Genomic DNA, 24,993 nt, shown 5'->3' with positions numbered 1-24,993 from the left:
GACGTTTTGTTTTTTTTCAAGAACATATCCCTTTTTCCTCTCGGTAAAAATCCGTTTATCATCATTCTCGACGTCCTCATCGTCAGCGTTCTTATCTATCAATTCTACACGACGATTCGAAGAACCCGCGGGATTCAACTTCTCCTCGGAGTCGCACTTATCTGGCTCTTGGGAATTTTTGCGAGTTACTTCGAGCTCGAACTCCTCGACTGGATCATAGAAAACATCCGCCCGGCTCTCGTCTTTGCGATCATCGTTTTGCTTCAACCCGAACTCAGAAAGATCACCGCCGATCTTTCCAAGATGAAAATCTTTCAACCCTTTTTATTAAAGCAGATGACCGATCTGGAAGAGATCACCGAAGCCGTAAAGATCATGGCGAAGAATAAGACCGGTTCCCTCATCGCGATCGTTCGTGAAAACAGTCTGAAAGAAATCATCGATCAGTCCGTACAATTGGACGCGATCATCTCGACCAGTTTGCTCCTTACGATTTTTAAAAAGAATTCGGCGCTTCACGACGGGGCCGTGATCATCGAACAAAACCGAATCGCATGCGCGGGTGCGTTCTTACCGATGACTCAGAATTTGGACGACGCGAGAATGGGTGCAAGGCACAGGGCCGCACTCGGAATTTCGGAAGAATCGGATTCGATCGTGATCGTTACTTCCGAGGAGACCGGAGAAATTTCGGTTTGTTACGACGGAGAAATGACTCATCCGGTCAAACCCATAGAGCTTAAGAATTTCGTGAATACGATCCTTCAAAAAAGAGTTACGGGTTCGGAGAAGCACAGTCTTGCTTCGGACGATAAGACGGGTTAACCAAGATGCTGAAACGAATCTTCAACAACTGGCAGGCAAAACTCGGATCGATTCTTCTCGCGATTCTTTTTTACGTAAATTTACAAAATTCTAAAATACTCGTAAAAGAAATCAATATCCCGATCGAATATCCGAAGTTAGGCGGCTCTCTTACCGTTTCCAAAACTTCGGACAAAACCTTTCCGGTAAAAGTGGAAGGGGTTAGGGAATACGTGAACTATTATTCCCAATTCTTAAAAGCGCACGTAAGCGCCGCCGATCTCAAACCCGGAGAAAATTCGGTTTCCCTTCATCGGATTTCGGGGGCTCCGGCCGGACTTCGCATTACAAAACTCAAGGATAAGGTCAAAGTAACCGTAGAATCGAACTCCGGAAAATTTCTTCCCATCGACGTGAAGTTTACCGGGGATCTTCCGCCTAACTATGTTAAGACGGGACCCTTTATTTCTCCTTCGGTGATTCACGTCAGCGGTCCTCCGGGAGTTTTGGACGACCTGGGAAAAATCAACTTTCCTGCGATTTCTCTCAAAGACAAAACCGAGTCGTTTACGATCAAACACAAACTTCCGGATTTTCCGGCGAGCGTGAAGGTAAGGGATAACGTAAAGGAAGTCACGATTCGAGTGAACATCTTTGCAAGCGCGTCTAACGCGGGTGAAACCCTTCTTCTCGGAATTCCGATCAAATGCCAGAGTTTGGATAAGAATCTGGAGGCAGAATTCTCAGAGCCGGAAGTTTCCGTAAAACTCCAGTCGAAAACTCCTCTAAAGAGTATTCAAGTCATCAAGGGGCTTTCTGCGAGCGTCGTCTGTTCTCATAAATATGATCCGAAGACCAAGAAAATTCTCCCGGACAACAAACCGGTTTTTGCAAAGATCAAGTTGACCAAGGCCCCTTCCTTAAAGGCGGTCGATATCCTCGGAGTTTTTCCGGATCGAATTTCGATTCTTTATAAGATCAAACCCGATAAGGACAAATCCGGCGGCGAAGAAGGGGACAACGGAGAAGAAGAGAATACGATCGAACCCGATTCCAATCCGGAGCTCCTCGAAGAAGAATGAAAATTTCCGTCGGCAACGATATCGTTGAAAACTCTAGAATCCGAGAACTTTTGGAAAAACACGGGGACCGTTTTTTAAAACGGGTCTTTTCCGAATCCGAAAGAGAATACTGCAGCAATCGTAAGGATCCGATTCCTCATCTCAGCGGAAGGTTTTGCGTAAAGGAAGCCTTTATCAAAGCGATCGAACCCGGAGACAAAGTGATTTTAGATATGCGTGAAATCGAACTTTTCGGAAAGGAATTTGGAAAAAAAGAATTGGTACTCCACGGAAAATCCAAAGAATTGTTTCTTACCAAAGGGTACAGCGGATGTTCGGTTTCGATCAGCCACGCCGAGAATTATTCCACCGCAGTCGTAGTGCTTTATAGGGAGTAAAAGATGATCTCTGAAACGATGAAACAAACCATTCAATTTTACAACGAAGGTTTGAGCTTATACAAAACCAGAAAGTTTGCGGAAGCCCTCGAAAAGTTTCAAAAGGCGACCGAACTTTCTCCCGAAGACGGTCCTTCTAAAAAATACATCGGCCGTTGCCAGGCTTTTATCACAACTCCTCCTCCAGACGACTGGGACGGAGTTTTTGAAATGAAAACTAAATAAGAGAATCCATGTCTAAAAAACCCGTAACCAGAACCGCTCGTCCGATCACAGAATACGGAGCGATTTCCACAGTTCTCGGAAAAGAAACTTCCTTTTCCGGGATTCTAAACTTCCAAAAACCGCTCGAGATCTCGGGCGAGTTCCAAGGAGAGATCGAATCCGAAGGTTTTCTTCTCGTGAGCGAAGGAGCCAAAGTGCGCGCCAACATCAAAGCGGGCACCGTGATCGTCGGCGGCGAGATTACCGGCAACGTAATCGCGACTCAAAAGCTGGAAATGTTGTCTACGGGCAAGGTAAACGGGAATATCAAAACTTCCAAACTTCAAATTGCAGACGGAGTGATCTTTGACGGGAACTGTGAGATGATCCAGCCCAATAAAGATTGACCCACGCTTAAACCAGTAAAAAGTGGTATCTGCTAACCCGAAAAAGCCTACGGACAGGGCTGAGATAGGCAAAATCGCCCTCATTCTGCTCCTTGGATTTTTCGCAGGAGCCGTGACGGGAGTCATTCTCGATCGCCTAACAGGCGTTTCTTTTTTTTCTTCCTACCTGCTCCGAGAAGCAATCAAATTTGAACTCTACGTAATCAAGGTTGAGATACAATTTACCCCTGCTAGTCTGATAGGACTCGTAGCGACGTTGTATTTCATACTAAAAAAGGGGTAAAACATGTCAGTGATTTCAATGAAAAACCTTCTGGAAACCGGAGTACACTTCGGACACCAGACTCGCAAATGGAATCCCAAAATGGCGCCGTATGTATTTACGGCAAGAAACGGGATTCACATCATCGATCTTCAAAAGACCGTTCAAAAAGCAAAAGAAGCTTACGACGCTCTGAAAAAACAAACTTCAGACGGCAAAAAAGTTCTTTTTGTGGGAACGAAGAAACAAGCGAGAGGCGCGATCGAAAGAGAAGCCATCCGCTCTAATATGTTCTTTATCAATAACCGCTGGCCGGGCGGACTCTTAACCAACTGGAACACGGTTAAAAAGAGTATTGCTCGTCTCAAAAAACTCGAAGGAATGGAAGCGGACAACAGCTTCGAGAAAGAAGTAAAAACGAAAAAAGAAATCCTCACTCTGAGAAGAGAGTTGGATAAACTTCGTAAAACTCTCGGTGGAATCAAAGACATGGCTACCATTCCGGAAATCATGTTCGTGATCGATCCTAAGAAAGAGGAAATCGCTGTAAAAGAAGCGAGAAAACTCGGTCTTACGATTTTCGCGGTAGTGGACACCAACTGTGATCCTGAATTAATCGACTTCCCGATTCCGGGTAACGACGACGCGATCCGTGCGATCTCTCTCTTCCTCGAAACTATGGCCAACGCAGTGATCGAAGGAACGGGTGGAGTTGTAGAACAACCTCGATTCAGTGAAGATCTGGATTCCGAAGCTCTGGCTCTGGAATATCAAGGAGAATATGATGAGAGTGGAAAGTTCATCATGGACGAAGATCCTGAATCTAAAAAATCTAAGGCTGCGGCGGCAGCTGCAGCAGCGGCTGCTTTGGAAGCCGGCACGACTACTCCGGTAGTAACTCCGGAAGAGCCTGCTACTACTACGATCGAAGTAGACAAGAACGAGTAAGGAATTCTACGAAATGGCAGTATCTACAGATTTAATCAGAGAACTCAGAGAGAGAACGAGCGCAGGGATGATGGACTGCAAAAAAGCTCTCGAAGAAAACAACGCAGATATCGAAAAAGCGATTACTTGGCTCCGTGAGAAAGGAATCGCGAAGGCGGCTAAGAAAGCCGGAAGAGAAACCAAAGAAGGAAGAGTGGTTTCTTACATTCACGGGAACGGAAAAATCGGAGTTTTGGTTGAACTCAACTCCGAGACTGACTTCGTTTCTAAGAATGAAGACTTCGAAGCCCTTGGAAAAGAAATCTGCATGCAAATCGCCGCGATGAATCCTCTCTATTTGAACGAAGAATCGATTCCTGCCGAAGATCTGGAAAAAGAAAAAGGAATTATGAGAGCGCAGCTGGAAGCCGAAGGCAAAAAAGCGGAGCAGATCGACAAGATTCTTCCTGGAAAGATTAAGAAATATATTTCCGAAGCTTGCCTCGTAAACCAAGCGTTTTTCAAAGACGATTCTAAAACGATAGACGACCTAGTCAAGGAAGCGATCTCAAAATTCGGCGAGAATATTCTGATCGCTCGTTTTGTCCGCTTTCAGGTAGGTGGACTCTAAGTTTTGGCAGCAGAAGCGAAGTATAAAAGAATTCTGATCAAACTCTCCGGAGAGGCGCTCGCCGGGGAGGGAGAATTCGGGATTGATACCAATAAGGCCCATTCTCTCGCAGAAGAAATCAAAGAAGTTCACGATCTCGGCGTCGAGATCGCTCTGGTTGTCGGCGGTGGAAACATCATCCGAGGAACCAATCTTGCCAAAGCGGGAATCGACCGAGCTACCGCGGATTATATGGGAATGCTCGCGACCATCCAGAACGCGCTCGCACTTCAAGACGCTTGTGAAAAAAAAGGACTCTATACAAGAGTTCAGTCTGCGATCGAAATCAATTCCATTGCAGAGAGTTATATTCGCCGTCGCGCGGTTCGTCACTTGGAAAAGTCAAGAATCGTAATCTTCGCGGGTGGAACCGGAAATCCTTATTTCACCACGGATACGACCGCGAGTCTTCGCGCTGTGGAAGTAGGCTGCGACGTGATTCTCAAGGCCACAAAGGTGGACGGAGTTTACACCGCGGATCCGAAAAAAGACAACACTGCAAAACGTTATTCTCAAATTTCATTTATGGAATCGATCAATCGTCGATTGAAGGTGATGGATTCTACCGCTCTTAGTTTGTGTATGGAAAACAATATGTCCATTATTGTTTTTGATATCTTCAAAAGAGGGAATCTAAAAGACCTCGTTGCCGGAACCAACATCGGAACCCTGATCTCTAATTCGGAGGACATAAAAATCGATGGCCAGTGAAGAAATCATCTCAGGAATGAAAACGAAGATGGATAAAACCATAGACCTCGTAAAAAAGGACTTTGGTACCATCCGCACCGGAAGAGCGAACCCTTCCCTTGTGGAAGACATTCGAGTGGATTATTACGGAACTCAAACTCCGATCAATCAGCTCGGAAACATTTCAGTTCCGGAACCGAGAACTCTTACGATCTCCCCTTACGATAAGGGAATCATGAAGGATATCGAGAAAGCGATTCAGACTTCGGGTCTGGGTTTACAACCTTCGAACGACGGAGTTGTGATTCGTATCATCATTCCCGAGTTGACCGGAGAAAGACGGAAAGAACTTGCAAAAGTTGTAAAATCTAAGTCCGAAGAAAAGAAAGTCGCGATCCGAAATATCCGCAGAGATTCTATGGAAGATCTGAAAAGACATACCGAAGGGATGTCTCAGGACGAAATCAAAACAGTTCAGGATCAGATTCAAAAAATCACCGATTCTTATATCGAAAAAATTTCCGCTCTGACCGTAGAGAAGGAAAAGGAAATCACGACGATCTAACGTGGGCTTCCTCAAGTCCAATCTCCCGAAACATATCGCCGTTATCATGGATGGCAACGGTCGCTGGGCCACGGCTCGGGGAAAGTCGAGGTCCGAAGGTCATCGAGAAGGCGCTCAAGCGATCGATCGTCTTATGGACGCAAGTCTCGAACTCGGTCTTCAGAATATTTCTCTCTATGCGTTTTCTACGGAGAATTGGAAACGCCCGATCACAGAGATTCGTTCCATCTTCAATCTTCTCATCGAATTTATAGAAACCCGTTTGGATACGATCCATGCGCGAGGAATTCGGATCCATCATTCCGGGAGCAGAAAACGTCTGACTCGAGGGGTTTTGGACAAGATCGACTTCGCGATCGATAAAACAAAAAAGAATAAGAATCTCACAGTTAACTTTTGTTTGAATTACGGATCGAGGGATGAACTTTTAAGAGCGGCTCAAGAGGTTTTTTTAGAAAGAAAACGTTCGAAAGTCTCTTTTGAAAAGCCGTTGAAAGAAAAAGAACTCGAAAAATTTTTATATACGTCCACCCTTCCTCCCGTAGATTTACTGATCAGAACGGCCGGAGAACAAAGACTCTCTAATTTTCTACTTTGGCAGTCCGCCTATGCGGAACTGTATTTTACCGATACTCTCTGGCCCGACTTTGACAAAAATTCTCTGGTGGATTCCTTAAAATGGTATGAAACCAGAACCCGGAAATTCGGAGGACTGGAGAATGGGTGAAACTTCCAAAAGAATCGCGTCTGCCGCGGTATTAGTAGTATTTTATCTTTTTATGATATTCTATGCGGATTTTTATTATCTGCAGTCTTATTTGATTCTTCTTTTGGGCGGTTTTATAGGAATCAAAGAATTCTATAATTTGGCGGATCGAGGCGACGAAGGAAGACCGTTTCGCGGAACGGGAACATTTTTTATGTTCGTCATTCTTACGTTTTATTATTTCCGTTTTATCGCTTCTCAGAACAAGTTCGATCCCCCTTTATTCTTTCTTCAATACATCAAATATTTTGTGCCTCCGTTTGATCCGGTTCCGGTCGCGTTTCTTCTTTTATTTATCATCATCTTTACTCTTCAGATCACCAGACGCCCGTTAGACGGAGCGATCTTTTCGGTTTCGTCCACGTTCCTCGGCGTGTTTTATACGGCGGTTCCTCTCGGACATCTTCTTCTTCTTTTGGGAATGGGGCAGGGGATCTACTATATCATTCTCGTTTCCGTCATCACGTTCTTGACCGATGCGGGAGCGTATTTTGGAGGAAGATGGTTCGGTCGACATCCGGCTGGCCTTGCGATCTCTCCTAAAAAAACTTGGGAAGGTTACGCGACTGGGATCGTTACCGCGATCGTTTCCGTTTTTATCTTCAACGCGATCTGGGAGAATTCTACCGGAACCCGATCCGCTATTAGCGGAGTGGAAGTGTTTTTGATTTCCGTGATCATTTCTCTCGTGAGCGTGATCGGAGACTTACTCGAGTCCGCGATGAAACGCGACGCGAAGATCAAGGATTCGGGTTCTTTGATTCCAGGGCACGGCGGAGTTTTGGATTTGGCCGACGCTCTTTTGATCACGATTCCAGTGTTATATTATTATCTCCAGATCAAGGGGAATCTTGGTTTCCAAGTCTAATTGGATATGGCAACCTCCGTCTGTCTTCTGGGCGCTTCGGGTTCGGTAGGAGAATCCACTCTCAAGGTTCTACGCACCTTTCCGGAAGAATTTAGACTTCATTCTTTCAGCGTTCATTCCAATCTCCAGAAAGCTCTGGAGATTCAGAAAGAATTTTCTCCTTCGTTTATATGCGTAAGCTCGGAAAGCGCGGATCGATCCGTTCTCGGAAACAAAATCGGAAAGACTGAAATTCTGTATGGAGAATCCGCTCTCACCGAGCTTGTCAAAGATTCTTCCATCGAAATCGTGATCACCGCCATCGTAGGTTCCGTGGGTTTACGTCCAACGATCGCTGCGATCACCTCCGGGAAAAGATTAGGAATCGCTAATAAAGAAACATTAGTCACATCCGGTCCCCTAATCAATTCCCTGATTCGTAAACATAGTACAAAAGTGGTGCCGGTCGATTCGGAACACAACGCTCTCTTTCAACTTTTGGAATCCATAAAACCCGATTCTGTGGATAAAATCATTCTCACCGCATCGGGCGGTTCCTTTCGGGATTTGCCCATTGATCAGTTGCCTTTGATCACAAAGGAACAGGCGCTCCACCATCCGACCTGGAGCATGGGCCCTAAGATTACGATCGACTCCAACGGAATGATCAACAAAGGACTCGAGGTCATCGAAGCTCATTTTCTTTTCGGATTCCCTTACGAGAAGATCGGGGTCGTCATTCATCCGCAGAGCATCGCCCACGGACTCGTGGAACTGAAAGACGGCGCTTCTTTTGTTTACGCTTCTTATCCCGATATGATCTTTCCGATCGCACATTCTCTCTTTCATCCGGAACCCGTGCCTAAGATTTTACGGTCTCATCCTGCGAAGGATTGGGGAAAATTGGAATTTAGGGAACCGGATCTGAAACGTTATCCTGGCTTGGCCCTCGCGTTCGAAGCCGGGAAGACAGGTGGAACGGCTCCTTCTATTTTTAACGCGGCCAACGAGGCGGCGGTAGAATTGTTTTTAAAAGACGAGATTCGTTTTGTGGACATTCCCCAATACATCTCCGCCGCGTTAGACGAAATTCCAATCACGTATCCTGACACCCTGGAAGGTTACGAAGACGCAGATCGTGTTGCCAGGGAGACCGTCAGAAATCTGAAATCAAGGAAGGCTTTATCCGCATGTTGATCATGGTATTAGGCGCCGTATTTATGTTGGCAATTTCTATTTTTATCCACGAGCTGGGACACCTTCTCTGTGGAATGCTCGTCGGTGTGAAGGCGAGAATCTTTTCGATCGGATATGGAAGAGGAATCTGGAAGAAGAAGATCGGAGAAACGACTTATCAGATCACCGCGATCCCGGTCGGAGGTTACGTTCTTTTTAAAGGCGACGACTACGGCGGAGAAATCAAAGGAGAACCCGGAGAACTATTATCCACTCCGCCTCTCAAAAGAATGATTCCCGTGCTCGGCGGTCCTCTTTTCAATTTGTTTCTCGGTTTTGGTTTATTACTGATTTTGAATTTTCTCGGACACAATCCTCCGGGAAACAGAATCTTTATCGATCCCGCAGATCAGGAATTCTCCGCCGCGTATCAATCCGGTCTTAGAACTGGAGACCGAATTCTTAGCATCAATGGAAACAAAACCGAAAAGTTTGAAGACATCGTAACCGGCGTCGGACTTTCTTCGGGTGCGGCGTTGAAACTCGAAGGAGAAAGAGAAGGAAATAAGCTGGAATGGATCGTGACCCCTCGTATCGTCTACAATCCAAAACGAGCTTCCGGAATTCCCACGATCGGAGTCGAACCCTTCGGAGATAGAAGGGTCGTCGCGACATTCAGTTATTCCGAACAATTTCAACACTGGCTTTCCTCCAAGTTGGACAAAACTCATGAAGCCGAGAACTACTACCAAGAGCGTCTGAAAAAGGCGGTCGAAGGAAGAGACATTCCCGCGGAAGTTCTTTTGGAAAAGGAGAAAGAAGAAAAAGAAAGTCTCCTTCGTTCTCGAGCTTTGACGTATTTAAACGACGGCGACGTGATCCAGACGATCAACGGAAGAGCCGTTTCCACCGTAGGCGAACTACAGAAAATTCTGGGAGAATATCAGAATCAAACCGTAAAGATCGTGGTCGATCGTAAGACCTATCCGTTGGTCAATCCTTGGTCCACCGAAATTGCAAACGTGGACGTTCCCGTTCTCGGAGCAAACATATTAGAATTTAAGAATCTAAGAGACAAAAGATTTCCAGAACTCGGACTTGAATCGTATCAATTCGCGAGTTACGATCCCGAGCTCGGACAAAAACTTCTCAACTTGGCCGTGGATGGAAAAACCTTTCCGAGTTTTGAAGAACTTCTCGCATACGTTAAAGGTAAAAATGGAGAATCCGTAACCGTAGACATGGGAAATCTGAGACTCGAAGCCGAGCCGAAGGTAAGACCGATCGGACTTCTCGGATTCAGGCCGAACATGAAATTCAATCCGGAACCGATGGCCAGAGAACTCGGATTTTTAGAATCCTTTGTCGTCGCGGGAACAGACGTCTATGAGAATGTGGAAACCACTCTTAAAGGAATCGGCATGTTGTTTTCCGGAATTCTTTCCGTAAAGGACAGCCTTTCCGGCCCCGTTGGAATCGTATCTTACGCCGGAATCAGTTTGGAAATCGGTTGGCAGACTTACTTGGAGTTTGTCGCGAGGATCTCGATCGCTCTGATGATAATGAATTTACTTCCCATTCCGATGGCTGACGGTGGACATATCGTATTGTACGCGTATGAAGCGATCACCGGAAGACCTCTTCCGGGTAAAGTGATCGAGTCGATTTTTAGAATTGGATTTTTATTCTTACTCGGACTCGGACTCTACGTCACCTTCAACGATGTAACGCGATTTTTCTAAAACGCATGAAAGCATCGAAATATATTTTACCCACAGAAAAAGAAAATCCTGCGGACGCGGTTGTCGCGTCCCACCGACTGATGATCCGCGCCGGCTTGGTTCGTAAATCCTCAGCCGGTCTTTACTTCTATCTCCCTCTTGGTGTGAGAATTCTTCAAAAGATCAAGCAGATCGTAAGAGAAGAAATGAACGCAACCGGGGCCTTGGAATTCGATCTTCCCATTCTCACTCCTTCTGAACTCTGGGAACAGAGCGGAAGATGGAACGCGATGGGAAAAGAAATGTTTCGGATCCAAGATCGACACGACCTCAAATACGCGCTCGGGCCAACTCACGAAGAATCTTTTAGTTATCTCGTAAAGCCGCTTTTGAAATCTTATAAGGATCTTCCGATCAACGTCTATCAGATCCAGACGAAGTTTCGGGATGAGATTCGTCCTCGATTCGGAGTGATTCGTTCGAGAGAGTTTATTATGAAAGATGCATATTCTTTTCATATAGACGACGCTTCTTTGGACGAAACCTATCAAGCGATGAGAGTCGCGTATCGAAAAATGTTCGATCGTTGCGGCCTCAAGACCATTCCCGTTCTTGCAGATTCCGGAAGTATGGGCGGTTCGACTTCCGAAGAATTTATGGTCGTATCTCCGATCGGAGAAGAAACCCTGCTTCTTTGCGCGAAGTGCGATTACAGTTCGAACAGCGAAAAGACTCCTCTTGTATTAGAAAAAGAGAATATTCCTTCTGCGCTTCCCGAAAAAAAGGAAGTTTCGACTCCGGGTAAAAAGACCATCGAAGAAGTGAGTCAGTTTCTCGGAATTTCCGCGAAGGAAACGATCAAGGCAGTAGCTTTAAAATCTGAGAAGAAAAAAATTCTCGTGTATCTCCGCGGAGATCTGGAACTCAATCTTCACAAACTTCATTCTCTTCTGAGAATTGTGGATACGGAGCCGATGAGCGATTTGGAAATCGGAGAACTCGGGCTGGTTCCCGGTTTTATTCAGCCGATTTCGCCGAATGAAAAAGTAAAGGTTTTATACGATCGTTCCTTGCAAAAAGAACTTCCGTATGTCGTCGGTGGAGGGAAGGAAGATCTTCATATCCAAGGTTTTATCTTGGAAAAGGAGATCTCCAATCTTCCCGAATTTGCGGATGTCGCATTAGCAAGAGAAGGGGATCTTTGTCCGAATTGTAATTCTCCCTTAAAAGCTGAAAAAGGAATCGAGGTTGGGCATATCTTCAAACTCGGAGAAAAATACACTAAGGCTTTCGGGATTCAAGTCCTGGATCAAAGCGGAAAAGCGAGAACGCTTACGATGGGCTGTTACGGAATCGGGGTCAACAGAACTCTCGCGACCGTGATCGAACAGTGTAACGACGAGAAGGGGATTTTTTGGCCGATCAGCATCGCGCCTTTCGAAGTGACTCTTGTGAGCATCACGAAAGGTGAAGAACAATACGCAAAAGCAGAAGAATTTTATAATGTTCTAAAGAATGAAGGTGTCGAAGTTTTCTGGGACGACCGCGATCTCGGCCCGGGATTTAAACTAAAAGATTCCGAACTCATCGGTTTTCCGATCCGAGTCACGATCGGAAAAAAATTCTTCGAAAACGGAGAACTTTCGATCTACAATCGCAAAAAGGATAAAGAAGAATCCTTTGTTTTTACCGATTTTGAAGATTTTACAACTCGAGTAGAATCGCTTCGCCAAGAACTCTTTGCAGAGTTGGAGTAGGTATGGGAAAAGAATCAAAACATTCCGAGAAGGAAGGATACTTCGGGGAATTCGGCGGACGTTATTCTCCTGAAATTCTTCACGACGCTCTCGTGGAACTCGAAGCCACGTACAAGAAGTTAAAGAAGAACAAACACTTCAAAAAAGAACTCGAATACTATCGTAAGAATTATATCGGAAGACCTTCTCCGCTGACTTATGCGGAACGTCTAACAAAGGCCTGGGGTGGCGCGAGAATCTGGCTCAAGAGAGAAGATCTCAATCATACCGGAGCGCATAAGATCAACAATACGATCGGTCAGGTTCTGATCGCAAAAGCGATGGGAAAAACAAGAATCATCGCCGAAACCGGAGCGGGTCAGCACGGCGTTGCGACCGCGACCGTGGGAGCGATGTTCCAGTTGGAAACCGTCGTTTACATGGGCGACGAGGATTTGCGTCGTCAAGAACTCAATGCGATTCGCATGAGAATGATGGGCGCGAAGGTCGTAGGCGTTTCCGCGGGAACCGCCACTCTCAAAGACGCCACCAGCGAGGCGATGAGAGACTGGGCATTAAATGTTTCTAATACACACTATATCGTGGGTTCTTCGATCGGACCGCATCCGTTTCCGACGATCGTAAGAGACTTTCAATCCGTGATCGGAATCGAATCCAGAAAACAATTTAAAAAAGAGAATGGAAAACTTCCGAACGCGGTCGTTGCCTGCGTCGGAGGCGGTTCCAACGCGATCGGGATGTTTTATGGTTTTATCAAAGATAAAAAAGTAAAACTCTACGGTGTCGAGGCCGGAGGCTATTCTTCTACGCCTGGTTCTCACTCAGCAACTATGGCGTTTGGAAAAACCGGATTCTTACACGGAACCAAAACTCTGGTGATTCAGGACGAATTCGGTCAGATCGTTCCCGCTCATTCCGTTTCGGCTGGACTTGATTATCCAGGAGTAGGCCCGGAACACGCGTATCTTCATCAGAGCGGAAGAGTGACATACGCGAACGTAAACGACGAAGGTGCGTTAGACGCCTTTTTAGAAGTTTGTCGCATCGAAGGAATCATTCCCGCATTAGAGACAGCTCACGCTTTTCAATATGCAAAAAGTCTCGCGAAAGAGATGGGAAAGAAGGAAGACATTCTAATTTGTTTATCTGGAAGAGGGGACAAGGACGTAGCCGAAGTGGCGAGACTGAGAAAAGGAGAATTTTCTTGAGCGCGATATCTGCCGTATTCTCGGATGAGAAAAGTGTTTTTATCCCCTATATCTCGTTAGGCGATCCCGATTACGATTCTTCAGTAGTTTGGGCGGATGCGCTCATACGGGGTGGAGCCGGTATCTTAGAATTGGGGATTCCGTTTACAGATCCTGTGGCCGATGGGCCCGTGATTCAGAAGGCTTTTAAAAGGGCATTAGCTCATCCGTTTTCGATGAAGAAAATTTTGGAAGTGACCGCCGCGATTCATAAGTTGCACCCGGAAACGCCTCTTGTTTATCTGACTTATTTTAATCCTCTGTATTCTATGGGTTTGGAAGTTTTTACGGAGATGGCGAAGAATTCCGGTATTCAAGGTTTGATCATTCCCGATCTTCCGTACGATACCCCGGAAGCGGAAGAATTTTTTACTCAACTCGAAAAGAGGAAGATTGATTTTATTCACCTTGTGACTCCGGCCACAACGGAAGAGAGAATTCGTTCTATGAAGTCGCTTGCTTCCGGTTTTATCTACTACGTGACTTCTTACGGTGTTACCGGAGAAAGAAGAGCTCTCTCAGAAGGTCTGGAAGAAAGAATCAAGTTTGTGAAGAAAGTGGTTTCCCTTCCTGTTTGCGCCGGCTTTGGGATTTCTTCTGCAGATCAAGCCAAGGAAATTTCGAGATACGCCGACGGTGTAATCATCGGTTCGGCGGTGCAGAGGATCATTGAAGAGAACGGGAGTGACAAGGATGGTTGTGGAGAAAAGTTATTTTTGTATGCTTCAGAGGTTCGTTCTTCTATGAGATAAAAGACGGGTATGCTCCGAACAAATCGAAGCTCCGTTTGGGAAACGATGGGAAGGAATCGGTTCTTTTTTTACGTTGGATGGCTCCGTGATTTGCGGATTTCGCTCGAAATTTCTTTTTTTAAAAAGATCAACTTTCTTGTAATAGAAAGGGTTGTTGGAACTCCAGTCGTTTTTGTTTTACGGTGATTCATTAATTCACTATCCAATTCTAATAAAATAGAAAAAAGAAGGCAACGGGACACACCCAATCCCCAAGCCAGGATTCCTAACTTTACCCAATCCTCCTCAAAAGGCCGAAAATTCATCTTCTTCAGGTTGAGATCCTCCTCCTGGTATCTCGCATAAACCAACCTCTTCCCCAAAAACTTTTTTCGAATCAAAACCTCATCAAACCGAAACAAAAGATCCCTCAAAGACGACCTCAGAAATCTCGCCTCCAAACCTCTCGAAATCACGAACGCATCCGGAATGAGGAGCGTGCAAAGATTCCCCTTTCTCCGAATTTCGCAAGAAGTAACACCAGACCTTAAAGAAGAATTCCCCATACAAAGGACGGTTCCGCTCCAAAGTCTCCCGGAGAAAAAAGCGTCAAAAAATTGACAAAACGGAAAAATAAAACCCGAAACGAACTGAAAAAAGGAAACAAAAGACAAAAACAACCTCGAAGAGGGAACCCTCGAAACCGGAAAATATTGACGAATCGCAGACCGATAGGATACTGATCCCCGATCTCTTCCCGGAGGAAACAATGAGCGAAGCCAAATTTAAGATCAGACCCTTGCAGATACTCTTTATCATCTTAGGAATTTTAGGAATCCTTCTCATCAGCTTTACGGCATTTTTCCCAAACTTTTCCCAGAACACGGAATTTCTCTTAGGTGGATTCGCGGCGCTCATCTTGTCAGCGTATCCGATTTATAAGTTCATCGCCGAGAATACGCCGGACAAACAGAGATCTGGGAGTATCTGGCTTGCGGTGGTCGTCTCCTTGGTGATGTTTTTTCTCTATCAGATCTTCACGCCACTCTCGGAGTTGGAAGAATCTTCGGTCTCTTGGCGATTTACACTCTTAAGAGCGGGGGTAAACAAGAGCGAAAAGGAATCGGAAGAAGGAACGATCGAGTACACACGTTACAACCCGCCACCGGGAGCCAGACAGGACATCCAGATCATCGGGATCACGACTACTTCTCTAGAAAAATTACAGGGAAGATGGCCGCTTCCTTGGAAATATTACGCAAACATAATAGACATATTTAAGAATACCTCGAATCAGCTAATGTTCGATATTTTCTTCGTGGATTACAAGCCGGGACAGACGGAAGAAATGGCGGAAGCGTTAGCCAAAAATCCTCAGGTCATGTTTGACTACCCGATGGAAACGAGTTTAGAATCCAAGAGTTCAATACTCAATTTGGAAAATCGGATCGACGTATTGAGAAAATTCAAATTGGAGAATGTGGAAGATCCGGGAGATCTCGGAAGATCCTGGTTAAAATTTCCGCAACCTCCGATTGAACCCGTAGCGGAAAAAGCGTCCGGATTAGGATTTGCGAATATTAAAAAAGACGAAAGTGGTCTCAATCGAAGAATGCCTCTCGTGGCAAAACTGCTAAACGCGGGACCGCTGAGAGAAACCGAATACTATCCTTCGATCGACTTGATGATCGCGTGCAATTATCTCGGGGTCGACGTAAAAAAAGACGTGGAAGTCGTGATGGGAAAGTATGTGAAGATCAAGAACATACCTCAGAAGACGCTTACGAGTTTTAATCGGAAGTCCTTAAAGATGGAAACCAAGGACATCATGAATCGACCGAACGAAAAGAGGGAGATCAAGATTCCGATCGACGAAGACGGGCAGATGCAGATCAACTTTCCGGGCGGACTTTATTCCTTCCGGGCGCACGAGGTTTTCGAGGCGGCGACCGAATGGAATGAGGAGACGGCATCTCAATTTCAAAATACGATTTTCCTAGTCGCGATGTATTATGCGACCGGTGCAGGCGCCGCAAAGGATACGCACTTATCTCCGTTCGGAGATATGTCAGGGATCGAGCACCACGCCGCGGCGATCAATACGATTCTCAATCAAGACTTTCTCTTTGAATTGCCTCTCTGGGGAGAATTTTTGATTCTAATCATCGTCGGAATTTTGGCGGGGATCATCCAACCGAGGCTAAAGACGTGGCTTGCGTTTATCTTTTTCTTAGCGACGGCGTTTCTTTATTCCGTAGTAACGCTGGTAAACTTTTCGGAATTCAATTTGGTGCACCTCTATCCATCCGTGATCTTAGAACAGTTGTTTATCTTCATCGGATTGATCGGATTTAGAATTTTGACGGAAGAAGAGAACGTAAAATATATCCGAAGTACATTCTCCAAATTCGTATCCAAAGACGTAGTGGACGAATTACTTAAGAATCCTGAGAACCTCAACTTAGGAGGATCGAAGCGAGACATTACGATCTTCTTCTCCGATATCCGGGGATTTACGACAATGTCCGAAAAAATGGGACCGGAAGAACTCGTTCAATTCTTGAACCAATACTTATCGGAGATGACGGAGATCATCATTGAATTCAAGGGAACGATTGATAAATACATGGGGGATGCGATCATGGCATTTTGGGGGGCGCCCGTGCCTCTGGAAGACCACGCTTACTATGGATGCGCGGCGGGATTGGCTCAGATGAGAAGACTCGCGACACTCAAGGAAGAATGGAAAGCTCGGGATCTACCTCAAATGGATATCGGAATCGGACTCAATTCGGGACCTGCGGTCGTCGGAAACATGGGGAGTTCCCACAGGATGGATTATACCTGTATGGGAGACACCATCAATCTTGGATCCAGATTGGAAGGAACGAACAAGGAATACGGAACCCATATTATTATCTCTGAGTACACCTACGAAAAGGTAAAGGACAGGGTCATCGCAAGAGAACTGGACTTGATTAAAGTAAAGGGAAAGACTCAGCCGGTTCGGATCTATGAACTTCTGGACTTGGTAAACGAGGAAGACCTAAAACTATTAAGAAAACCTTTGCAGGCAGGCTGAGAATTTTATAAAATTAGAATAGAAAGTTTTCATGCAACAGGAACCAACTCTGCTGGATAGAATCAACTATCCGGCCGATCTCCGAAGCGTTCCACTGGAAAAACTTCCGGTGGTCTGCGAAGAGGTTCGAAATTACATCATCGACACTCTCTCGGGAGTGGGCGGGCATTTCGCAAGCAATCTGGGAGTTGTAGAACTCACGGTTGCTCTTCACTATGTGTTCGATACTCCGAAGGACCGTCTTGTCTGGGATGTAGGACATCAAACCTATCCACATAAAATCTTAACCGGAAGAAAAGACCGACTTAACACGGTACGAAAATTCAACGGACTTTCCGGATTTCCAAAACGGGAAGAATCGCCGTACGACCTCTACAATACGGGACACGCGGGAACTTCCATATCTCAAGCGCTCGGCGAGGCGGCCGCGAGGGATTTGACAGGGGGGGACTACAACGTAGTCGCCATCATAGGAGACGCGTCGATCGCGACAGGAATGGCGTTGGAAGCGATGAACCACGCGGGACATTTGAAAAAAGACATGATCGTGATTCTAAACGATAACTACATGTCGATCTCCAAAAACGTAGGATCCATATCCAACTATCTCAACAACATCATCACATCCCATTTTTACAACCACTGGAAGAGAATCTTTTATACATTCTTAAAATGGCTTCCAATCATCGGACCGGCGACGGAGCGATTTTTTAAGAAGGTGGAAAAGGGATTCAAGGACGTTTTAACACCGGGCGGGCTTTTCGAAGATTTAGGATTTGGATATATTGGCCCGGAAGACGGACACGACGTGATTCGGCTCGTAAAGATGCTCGAGAAGGTGAAGAAGATGAAGGGTCCGATTCTTCTTCACTTGATCACACAAAAAGGAAAAGGATACGATCCGGCGGAAAGGGATCCGATCAAGTATCACGGAGTGACGCCGTTTCGAAAAGAAGACGGGGCGATGGAAAGCGGGGATTCTACTAAGATCGCATATAGCAAGATCGTAGGAAAGATGCTCACGATTCTCACCGAAAAAAATCCGAAGATTGCGGCGATTACGCCCGCGATGATTGAGGGAAGTGGACTTAAGGAATACGCAGAGAAATTTCCGGAACATCTTTTCGACGTGGGAATCGCGGAACAACATTCTGTGGCGTTCGCGGGAGCGATGACAAACGGAAACGTGATACCTTATATGTGTATCTATTCCACGTTTTTGACGAGAGGAATGGATCAACTCGTGGAAGACGTCTCGCTGATGAATCTTCCGGTCCGTTTTGTGATCGATCGTGCGGGATGTGTGGGCCCGGACGGAGAAACTCATCAGGGTTTATTCGATCTAAGTTATCTACTAGGATTGCCTCACATGGATGTATTCGTGCCGTCGAACGGACAGGATCTGATCGATTCTTTGAGGCTTATGGAACACTACGATCAGGAACCGATCGCGATTCGATTTCCGAAAGCGAGCGTGGATGTAAAAAGCCTCGATTTTCATAGAAAACCGGAATTGGTACCCGGGACGTTCCGAGTTCTTAAGAAAGGAACCGATGTCGCATTATTATCGATCGGTTCCATGTTGGACGAGGCAAAAAAAGCGACTGAAATCTTAGAATCATCCGGATTGAGTGTGACTTTGATCGATCTCGTCTGGTTGAGACCGCTCGGAACGGAAGCATTGAACGAAGAACTGTCGAATGTAAGACAGTTTGCAATCTTAGACGAGAGTTATGTCGACGCGGGAGCTTCCGGATATCTACTCAATCGGATTGCACCGGAGCAATTGTCGAAATACATCAAAACATTCGGATTTCCGCCGGAACCGATCCATCACGGAGAGAGGAAGGAAATTTTTCAGGCTTACAAATTGGATGCACCGTCGATTGCGGAAACGGTGGCAGAGGCGTTAAAAAAAAACTTAATCAAGCCTTAGTGATTCCAAACCGAAAATCAAAGTAAAAACGGGTTATGGAATTGGACAACTTTACTCCCTCTGATTTTCTGGAAGCGGCAAAATATTTTTACAAAACGGGCGACTCTGATAGAGCCGAATACCTGTTCAAACTTACACTGGAAGAAGAGGAACACCACGAGGCATATTTCTTTTTAGGTCTTATGGAAAATCAGAAGGGGAACCACGAAAAGGGGTTGCTCCACTTCTACAAATCCGTCGAAGTCAATCAGAACTACGGAAATCCTTGCAACGAAATCGGAATCATACTCTTAAGAGCGGGAAAAGAAACGGAAGCCGTCTATTGGTTGAAAAAATCTTTACGTTGCGACTTAAACGACGCGCCTCACATCTCCCTCTACAATCTTGCAACACTCTATAAAATCTGGAATCGGCCCGAGCGCTCTCTGCAATACTTGCACCGGGCGATACAAATCAAACCTGACTTCGAAGAAGCAAGAAAACTCAAAGAAGAACTGGGATCCGCTATCTAACTTTTTTTTCAGGGCGTGCCTCTGCTACGCAGAGTCGCGCTCTACGCTCCAATCTGCAAAGCGCCATAGAATCGTTTTTAAAAGACCGAAAAGAGTTTTTTTTTCAATGGCGCATTGCAGTATTTCCGCTTCGATCGCTCACGCAATGAAGAAAGTTTGTAGAGTTTTCAAAAACTCGAAAATCCGCCGAAGTTAAAGGTTTGTCTTTTGAAATTCCGAAAGAGGAAAACTATTCGAAGGATCCATTTCAAAAAGGATTCATAATTTCTAATTTATCCGAAAGAGAAGAACATATACTGTTTCTTTGGACACGGGGAGTTTGTGCGAAGTTCGCCTAAACGCAGAGTTTTACTGAAATTCGTCGTCATAATTCCGACGGAACTCGCGAAAGAAAACTGAATCCTGGCCGAAGGAGTTTTACGAAGTTCAGCCTAAACGCAGGCTGCGAGAAGCTTCAATCCTCGTAATTCCGACAACTGAACTTAAAAAAAAGTTTAATCGTCCTACGCGGGGGAGTTTTCCGAAGTTCGTATAAATGCAGAGTTTTACTGAAATTCTTCGTCGTAGTTTCGACAGAGTTAGCAAAGGAAAGCTGAATTCTTATCGAAGGAGTTATACGAAGTTCGTATAAATACAGAGTTTTACTGAAATTATTCGTCGTAGTTTCGACAGAGTTAGCAAAGGAAAGCTGAATTCTTATCGAAGGAGTTATACGAAGTTCGTATAAATACAGAGTTTTACTGAAATTCTTCGTCGTAGTTTCGACAGAGTTAGCAAAGGAAAGCTGAATTCTTATCGAAGGAGTTTGTGCGAAGTTCGCCTAAACGCAAAGTTCACTGAAATTCTTCGTCGTAGTTTCGACATTGAATGTAAAAAGCATCGACCATTCTCGGTTTTATGGAATTATGCGAAGTTCGGCCTAAACGCGGGCTGCGAGAAGCTTCAATCCTCGTAATTCCGACAACTGAACTTAAAAAAAAGTTTAATCGTCCTACGCGGGGGAGTTATACGAAGTTCGCCTAAGCGCAAAGTTCACTGAAATTCTTCGTCCTATCTCCGACAAATTCGTGGAAGGAATGGTTATACTGCTTCGACGCGGATTGGAATTATACGAAGTTCGCATAAACGCAGAGTTCACAAAAAATCATTTTTGCAGATCACACAAATCACAGAAGCGTTGATTTTTCTCTATTTTTGCCCGTGAGGGGTTTATCTGAAGTTCGTCTAAACACGATTCCTTTTTAGAAAGTCGCTTATTAAAAAAAATGGGTTTATTGATTCAATTTCAGTCTCCATTTCAAAGAGAAAGTGTTTCATTGATTTTTCCTTTTTTGAATAAAATCCAAATGTTGAAAAAGGGAATAAGAAGATTCAGAAAACGAAAAAAAAATAAAACGGGGTGAGGTTATTTTTTAAGAAAGAGAAGAACTAAATTCAATCGGAATCGGCACTTTCGGCGATTCTCCGGAATCGGGAATTGCAATTCTAACACCTTGAAAATGGATTTCGATTCCATCCTTTGTTTCTTCGAGGAAAACGCTGAGATCCGAAAGACAATTACGATCCGGTCTGAATTTCAATTTGCGATTATTTGCGGTTCTTGCAAAGAGGCAACCGTTTACGTCTAACGCGAAGGATAGTTCTCCGAGTGAAAAAATAACTTCGGTCTCGGAAAGGAAGACTAACGTTCCTCCTGATTTTTTGCAAGAAGTGAGATGAATCGGGTATCCTTCCAATTCTAAATAACCATTTTCGGAAAGTTCTCCGAAACGATTATCTATAAAAATTCCGAATTCGTCCTCGCGAAGATTTTTACGAAAGTAGTTGAGGACTTCCTTTTGGATGATCCGATTTCCGTTAAAGATCCAGCGATCTTCGGAGTCAACGTAGATCTCGCTATTAAATCTACGCGGTGGATTTTTACTTTTTTCATTCATCTATGACTTACCTTCGGTCTTCCTTGTAGCGGTAAGCTACCCCTTCGATCACTCCCATTTCATTATTCACATAACCGATAGCGATAGTGTTGCCGTCTCCATTTCCGGATTGCACAAGAGTGGGAGGAACGCTCACGATTCCTTTTCCGGTGAAGATGACTCCGTCCATATGATTCTCGAAGAGTTCTTTTTTGAGAGTTGAAATTAGATAATTAGGAACCTTTCCATTGACAAAGGTTCGGATAAGAATTTTTCCATAGGTTCGATACGGTTTCGGAGGAGAAGAAGTTCGGATTTCGATTTCTTCCCAGGAGGACTTATGAGAAAAACCAAATTCTTCTCTAAGAACGGTTTCCGGGATAAATTCTACTGACTCGCAAGAAAAAAGAGTGGAAAGTAGAATCGGTACCGGAAGAATCTTCGCAATCCGTAAAAAGAAGCGAAATCGGGACAATTTTTCCGTTTCCGGATGCATGATTCCATTCAGAAAAAATGGAAATAAGGCGCAAGTGTTTTAATCTTGTTTCTCGATTGGAGAGAAGCGGGTTGTTCAAAATAAATTAAATGTTATGATAAAATGGGATAAGGGTAACTAGTTCGGATCTCGAGAATCGAGTCGTGCCATCCCTAAAACTTCAAATGGAAGATACAGAGTTAGAGAAAAGGTCAAGAGAGAACGTATTGAAGATCGGATACTGTTCTTTAGATGAGATCGAAGAAAAAGTAAAGGCGTTTCGAGTGATGAATCAGAACGCAGCAAAAAAGAGATATCTTATAACAAGAGAACCGATTCTTGATTCGAATGGAAAGGCCCTTTTTGCAAAGGCCGCAGAAATTGACATTTCAGCGGCAAAACTTCTGAGAAGGCAATTCAAAGGGAATCAGATGTTTAAGACATTTCAGCCGGACGAGGGAATCGTAATCATCTCCGATATGACTTCTGCGGAGGGGGTTTCCTTTACGATGGATATCGTAACACAGATTATGAACCTCGGCGGGGGAGCTTACGAAGGTTTTATCGATCGCGTGGATAGTTTTGGGGAATTCATCAATCTTTTGAAAAAATCTCTTTTCCCCAAGCTCATCATTGTCGGTTATATTCCTCAGAGCCAGGTTCAAGCGGAACTTTTGAACTTTGTCCGGGTAAAAAGAGTGGATAATTACCTACGTGCCATTGAGCTCTCTCACAGCCTTTTTAAGCCGCAGCCATATTTCCCGAAAATCAAACAAATTGAAATTTCCCAGAATGATCCTAAAAGCTGGGGTCGTTTTGTCGTGGAGATTATCCGAGAATACACACGTCCTTACCTTTTGGAAGATATCTAAAAAGCGATATATAGCTCCTAAATTTTCTAAAAAAGAAACAACGAATTTCAAATCCGATAAAGGGAATTTTTCCTTTATCTTTTAAAAAGTCAAAAACAGACTCTTGTCATTGGAAACGATCAGCACGTTTCCGTTCTAAACTTCTTTTTTAAGAATCCAATTATTTTCTAATTATTTTTTTTCGACCGTACTAAAAGAAATCGAAGAGCTAAGACCCACTCCCAAAAAAGAAATTAATGTAGCGTTGAGAAAAGAGAAATTGCGAATTGTTTTCTCTTCCATTGCATCTTCTAAAAAAATATTTTCTTCGAATCGGATGATAATTCCCCTTTTCACGAAAGGAAAAGATTTATTTTTAGAAATTGAAACTTGAATATCGTTGTGTAGGGCCCTTGGTATTTTTGCTCATTTCTGTATTTGTCGGGAATTTTATGATTCTTGAAGTAAGATGTTTACGCAAAATTTATAATAAAATATTTCTGGATTCCTTTCAGCTTCGTAACAAAAGAATAAAATTTTTAAGAATTCTATACTATTTATTTCCATGCTCGATCCGGTTTTGAAGGCTCATTTAGGGGAAAATTAATAATTTTAAAGAATCCGATTTAATGACCCTTTCTAAAAAAAAGAAATCTATCTCGGAAAAAAGGAACTCACTTACTCTTCTTTGGAGTTTGGAAGAAGGATTTTAGCCTCCCAATAAGCCAAGCCTAAGACGTAGATCGCTTCGAAACCGAGATGTAAGAGTCCAAGAATAGAAGAACTACTTTGAAGATAAAAAATTTGAGTAAGACAATATCCTCCCCAGAGGCTGTTTGCAATGATCAATAGAATAATGATTTCTTTGGCAACTAAATTTCCCGTTATGAATCGGAAGCTGATAAATCCGGAATAAAATCCGTAAAGCATATTCACCATCCCGATGAATAGAATTAGATGAAGGGGCCAACGATACCATTCGCAAAGGAATGAAGAGAATATTAATGTGAAAGCTCCTGCTATAAAAGCGGAAACTGAATCGGCGAGTGCGATCTTTTTTTGTGTTTTCATATCTTTGATTCAGATTCTTTCGTTGTTCCGTCTATTCAATCCTTTTTAGAAAGAAAATATTGGATCGGATCTTTTCTTGGATTTCGATCTAAAGGAATTCAGACAACGATGAGTTGATCGGATCGTTTTACAATTTTATAAATTGATGGAAGGGTTGTTTTTTTCAAGCGGTTAAAATCCCTCGTATTAAATTTTAGAATAAAAATCCATTGCCGGTCACAAGATACTTTTCTGAATTCGTTTCCCATCGTGCGTTTAGAGGAACTTCGCATAAACGCAAGCACTGTAATCCACGATCAAAATCAGCGTTTGAGCGAAGGTAAGCTGGATCGGATTGGAATTAGCGAGGAGAATTTTCTAAAAATCGGAAATTATGAATTCGATGAAGACGCTTTTTCTTGATCCGAATGATTCCGCGAATTTTGTATAAATACAGGAGTTCGAAAATAGGTTTTGTGCGGTCATTTACCCCCTCTGATTTCTGATCAAAATTGTTTTCCTTTTTACTGTGATTTAACTATGCGAAGTTCGCTTAAACGCGAGTAAGTTGAGAGAAGCTTGAGTCGTCGTAACACCGACAACTGAAATTAAAAAAAGTTGAATCGTTCGTTCTACGCGGGGGGAATTATGCGAAGTTCGCCTAAACGCAGGGATTTCCAAAAATCCATCATCGAATTTCCGACAACCCATTGTTGGATTGTCTTTTCGTTATTTTTGCGCGAGAGAGGGTATGCGAAGTTCGCGTAAACGCAGATTATCACTGAAATTCATCGTCGTAACACCGACAGTGTTTGCAAAGGAAAGCTGAATTCTTATCGAAGGAGTTATGCGAAGTTCGCCTAAACGCAGGGATTTCCAAAAATCCATCATCGAATTTCCGACAACCCATTGTTGGATTGTCTTTTCGTTATTTTTGC

General features: G+C 44.2%; 26 protein-coding genes. 21 read left to right on the top strand and 5 right to left on the bottom strand.

Annotated features, from left to right (window positions below; genetic code table 11):
• Window positions 1-6 precede the first annotated feature (6 nt).
• Genes cdaA through trpA form a run of 17 tightly spaced genes read left to right on the top strand, consistent with a single transcriptional unit; the run spans window position 7 to window position 14,254 of the window.
• Window positions 7-825: a diadenylate cyclase CdaA gene (gene cdaA / locus JWG45_RS05085; protein WP_205278695.1), complete on the top strand. Its 819-nt coding sequence runs from the start codon at window positions 7-9 to the stop codon at window positions 823-825.
• An 8-nt stretch (window positions 826-833) separates the two neighbouring features.
• A complete protein-coding gene (locus tag JWG45_RS05080) occupies window positions 834-1,886 on the top strand; it encodes a CdaR family protein (protein WP_205278724.1) in 1,053 nt (350 codons plus the stop codon).
• Window positions 1,883-2,263, top strand: coding sequence for a holo-ACP synthase (acpS, locus tag JWG45_RS05075; RefSeq protein WP_205278694.1), 381 nt, complete (start codon window positions 1,883-1,885; stop codon window positions 2,261-2,263). The genes JWG45_RS05080 and acpS overlap by 4 nt, the downstream gene beginning before the upstream one ends.
• A 3-nt stretch (window positions 2,264-2,266) precedes the next feature.
• Window positions 2,267-2,488, top strand: a complete 222-nt coding sequence (locus JWG45_RS05070; RefSeq protein WP_205274487.1) for a tetratricopeptide repeat protein — start codon at window positions 2,267-2,269, stop codon at window positions 2,486-2,488.
• A gap of 8 nt (window positions 2,489-2,496) precedes the next feature.
• Window positions 2,497-2,874 (top strand): bactofilin family protein, encoded by a 378-nt coding sequence (locus JWG45_RS05065; RefSeq protein WP_069606736.1) that lies wholly within the window; start codon window positions 2,497-2,499, stop codon window positions 2,872-2,874.
• A 22-nt stretch (window positions 2,875-2,896) separates the two neighbouring features.
• Window positions 2,897-3,157, top strand: coding sequence for a hypothetical protein (locus JWG45_RS05060; protein WP_069606737.1), 261 nt, complete (start codon window positions 2,897-2,899; stop codon window positions 3,155-3,157).
• A 3-nt stretch (window positions 3,158-3,160) separates the two neighbouring features.
• Complete coding sequence (gene rpsB / locus JWG45_RS05055) at window positions 3,161-4,084, top strand: 30S ribosomal protein S2 (protein WP_205278693.1); 924 nt, start codon at window positions 3,161-3,163, stop codon at window positions 4,082-4,084.
• A 13-nt stretch (window positions 4,085-4,097) separates the two neighbouring features.
• Window positions 4,098-4,694 (top strand): translation elongation factor Ts, encoded by a 597-nt coding sequence (gene tsf / locus JWG45_RS05050; protein WP_205278692.1) that lies wholly within the window; start codon window positions 4,098-4,100, stop codon window positions 4,692-4,694.
• A gap of 3 nt (window positions 4,695-4,697) precedes the next feature.
• Window positions 4,698-5,444: a UMP kinase gene (gene pyrH, locus JWG45_RS05045; protein ID WP_205278691.1), complete on the top strand. Its 747-nt coding sequence runs from the start codon at window positions 4,698-4,700 to the stop codon at window positions 5,442-5,444.
• Window positions 5,434-5,988 (top strand): ribosome recycling factor, encoded by a 555-nt coding sequence (gene frr / locus JWG45_RS05040; RefSeq protein WP_205278690.1) that lies wholly within the window; start codon window positions 5,434-5,436, stop codon window positions 5,986-5,988. Before pyrH ends, frr begins: the two co-directional genes overlap by 11 nt.
• 46 nt (window positions 5,989-6,034) lie before the next feature.
• Window positions 6,035-6,715: an isoprenyl transferase gene (locus tag JWG45_RS05035; protein WP_232380534.1), complete on the top strand. Its 681-nt coding sequence runs from the start codon at window positions 6,035-6,037 to the stop codon at window positions 6,713-6,715.
• Entirely contained in the window at window positions 6,708-7,622 is a 915-nt protein-coding gene (locus JWG45_RS05030) for a phosphatidate cytidylyltransferase (protein WP_069606742.1), read from the top strand. The genes JWG45_RS05035 and JWG45_RS05030 overlap by 8 nt, the downstream gene beginning before the upstream one ends.
• Before the next feature lie 6 nt (window positions 7,623-7,628).
• Window positions 7,629-8,798, top strand: coding sequence for a 1-deoxy-D-xylulose-5-phosphate reductoisomerase (gene dxr, locus JWG45_RS05025; RefSeq protein WP_205278688.1), 1,170 nt, complete (start codon window positions 7,629-7,631; stop codon window positions 8,796-8,798).
• Window positions 8,792-10,519, top strand: a complete 1,728-nt coding sequence (locus JWG45_RS05020) for a site-2 protease family protein (protein ID WP_205278687.1) — start codon at window positions 8,792-8,794, stop codon at window positions 10,517-10,519. Before dxr ends, JWG45_RS05020 begins: the two co-directional genes overlap by 7 nt.
• 5 nt (window positions 10,520-10,524) lie before the next feature.
• Window positions 10,525-12,255: a proline--tRNA ligase gene (locus JWG45_RS05015; RefSeq protein ID WP_205278686.1), complete on the top strand. Its 1,731-nt coding sequence runs from the start codon at window positions 10,525-10,527 to the stop codon at window positions 12,253-12,255.
• 2 nt (window positions 12,256-12,257) lie between these two features.
• Window positions 12,258-13,463, top strand: coding sequence for a tryptophan synthase subunit beta (gene trpB / locus JWG45_RS05010; RefSeq protein WP_205278685.1), 1,206 nt, complete (start codon window positions 12,258-12,260; stop codon window positions 13,461-13,463).
• The gene (gene trpA, locus JWG45_RS05005; RefSeq protein WP_205278684.1) at window positions 13,460-14,254 is read left to right on the top strand and encodes a tryptophan synthase subunit alpha; all 795 of its coding nucleotides are present in this window, start codon (window positions 13,460-13,462) and stop codon (window positions 14,252-14,254) included. The genes trpB and trpA overlap by 4 nt, the downstream gene beginning before the upstream one ends.
• 68 nt (window positions 14,255-14,322) lie before the next feature.
• Here the strand turns inward: trpA and JWG45_RS22115 are convergent, their stop codons facing one another.
• On the bottom strand, window positions 14,323-14,799 hold the full coding sequence (locus tag JWG45_RS22115; RefSeq protein ID WP_232380532.1) for a DUF1564 family protein: 477 nt from the start codon (window positions 14,797-14,799) through the stop codon (window positions 14,323-14,325).
• Between the two features lie 203 nt (window positions 14,800-15,002).
• On the opposite strand from JWG45_RS22115, the gene JWG45_RS04995 reads away from it, so the two are divergent.
• The 3 genes from JWG45_RS04995 to JWG45_RS04985 are packed head-to-tail and all read left to right on the top strand — an operon-like array spanning window position 15,003 to window position 19,763.
• A complete protein-coding gene (locus JWG45_RS04995) occupies window positions 15,003-17,315 on the top strand; it encodes an adenylate/guanylate cyclase domain-containing protein (protein ID WP_205278683.1) in 2,313 nt (770 codons plus the stop codon).
• A 31-nt stretch (window positions 17,316-17,346) separates the two neighbouring features.
• Entirely contained in the window at window positions 17,347-19,251 is a 1,905-nt protein-coding gene (gene dxs / locus JWG45_RS04990; protein ID WP_205278682.1) for a 1-deoxy-D-xylulose-5-phosphate synthase, read from the top strand.
• A gap of 35 nt (window positions 19,252-19,286) precedes the next feature.
• Window positions 19,287-19,763, top strand: a complete 477-nt coding sequence (locus JWG45_RS04985; protein ID WP_205278681.1) for a tetratricopeptide repeat protein — start codon at window positions 19,287-19,289, stop codon at window positions 19,761-19,763.
• Window positions 19,764-21,175: 1,412 nt separating this feature from the next.
• On the opposite strand, the gene JWG45_RS04980 is transcribed toward JWG45_RS04985, so the two are convergent.
• Complete coding sequence (locus JWG45_RS04980) at window positions 21,176-21,700, bottom strand: hypothetical protein (protein ID WP_205278680.1); 525 nt, start codon at window positions 21,698-21,700, stop codon at window positions 21,176-21,178.
• Window positions 21,701-21,707: 7 nt separating this feature from the next.
• Window positions 21,708-22,175 carry a hypothetical protein gene (locus JWG45_RS04975; RefSeq protein WP_205278679.1) on the bottom strand — a complete coding sequence of 156 codons (468 nt, stop codon included), beginning with the start codon at window positions 22,173-22,175 and terminating at the stop codon, window positions 21,708-21,710.
• A gap of 164 nt (window positions 22,176-22,339) precedes the next feature.
• Here JWG45_RS04975 and JWG45_RS04970 point away from each other — a divergent pair, with 164 nt between their 5' ends.
• Window positions 22,340-23,026 (top strand): hypothetical protein, encoded by a 687-nt coding sequence (locus tag JWG45_RS04970; protein ID WP_205274471.1) that lies wholly within the window; start codon window positions 22,340-22,342, stop codon window positions 23,024-23,026.
• 657 nt (window positions 23,027-23,683) lie between these two features.
• Here JWG45_RS04970 and JWG45_RS04965 read toward each other — a convergent pair.
• Complete coding sequence (locus JWG45_RS04965; RefSeq protein WP_205278678.1) at window positions 23,684-24,076, bottom strand: hypothetical protein; 393 nt, start codon at window positions 24,074-24,076, stop codon at window positions 23,684-23,686.
• Between the two features lie 708 nt (window positions 24,077-24,784).
• A partial coding sequence (locus JWG45_RS04960; RefSeq protein ID WP_205278677.1) for a hypothetical protein occupies window positions 24,785-24,993 on the bottom strand: 209 nt, incomplete at its 5' end.

The organism is Leptospira ainlahdjerensis (assembly GCF_016919175.1).
Classification (GTDB): domain Bacteria; phylum Spirochaetota; class Leptospiria; order Leptospirales; family Leptospiraceae; genus Leptospira; species Leptospira ainlahdjerensis.
The sequence above is the reverse complement of the archived record's forward strand: the minus strand, read 5'-3'. Positions and strand labels throughout refer to the sequence as shown.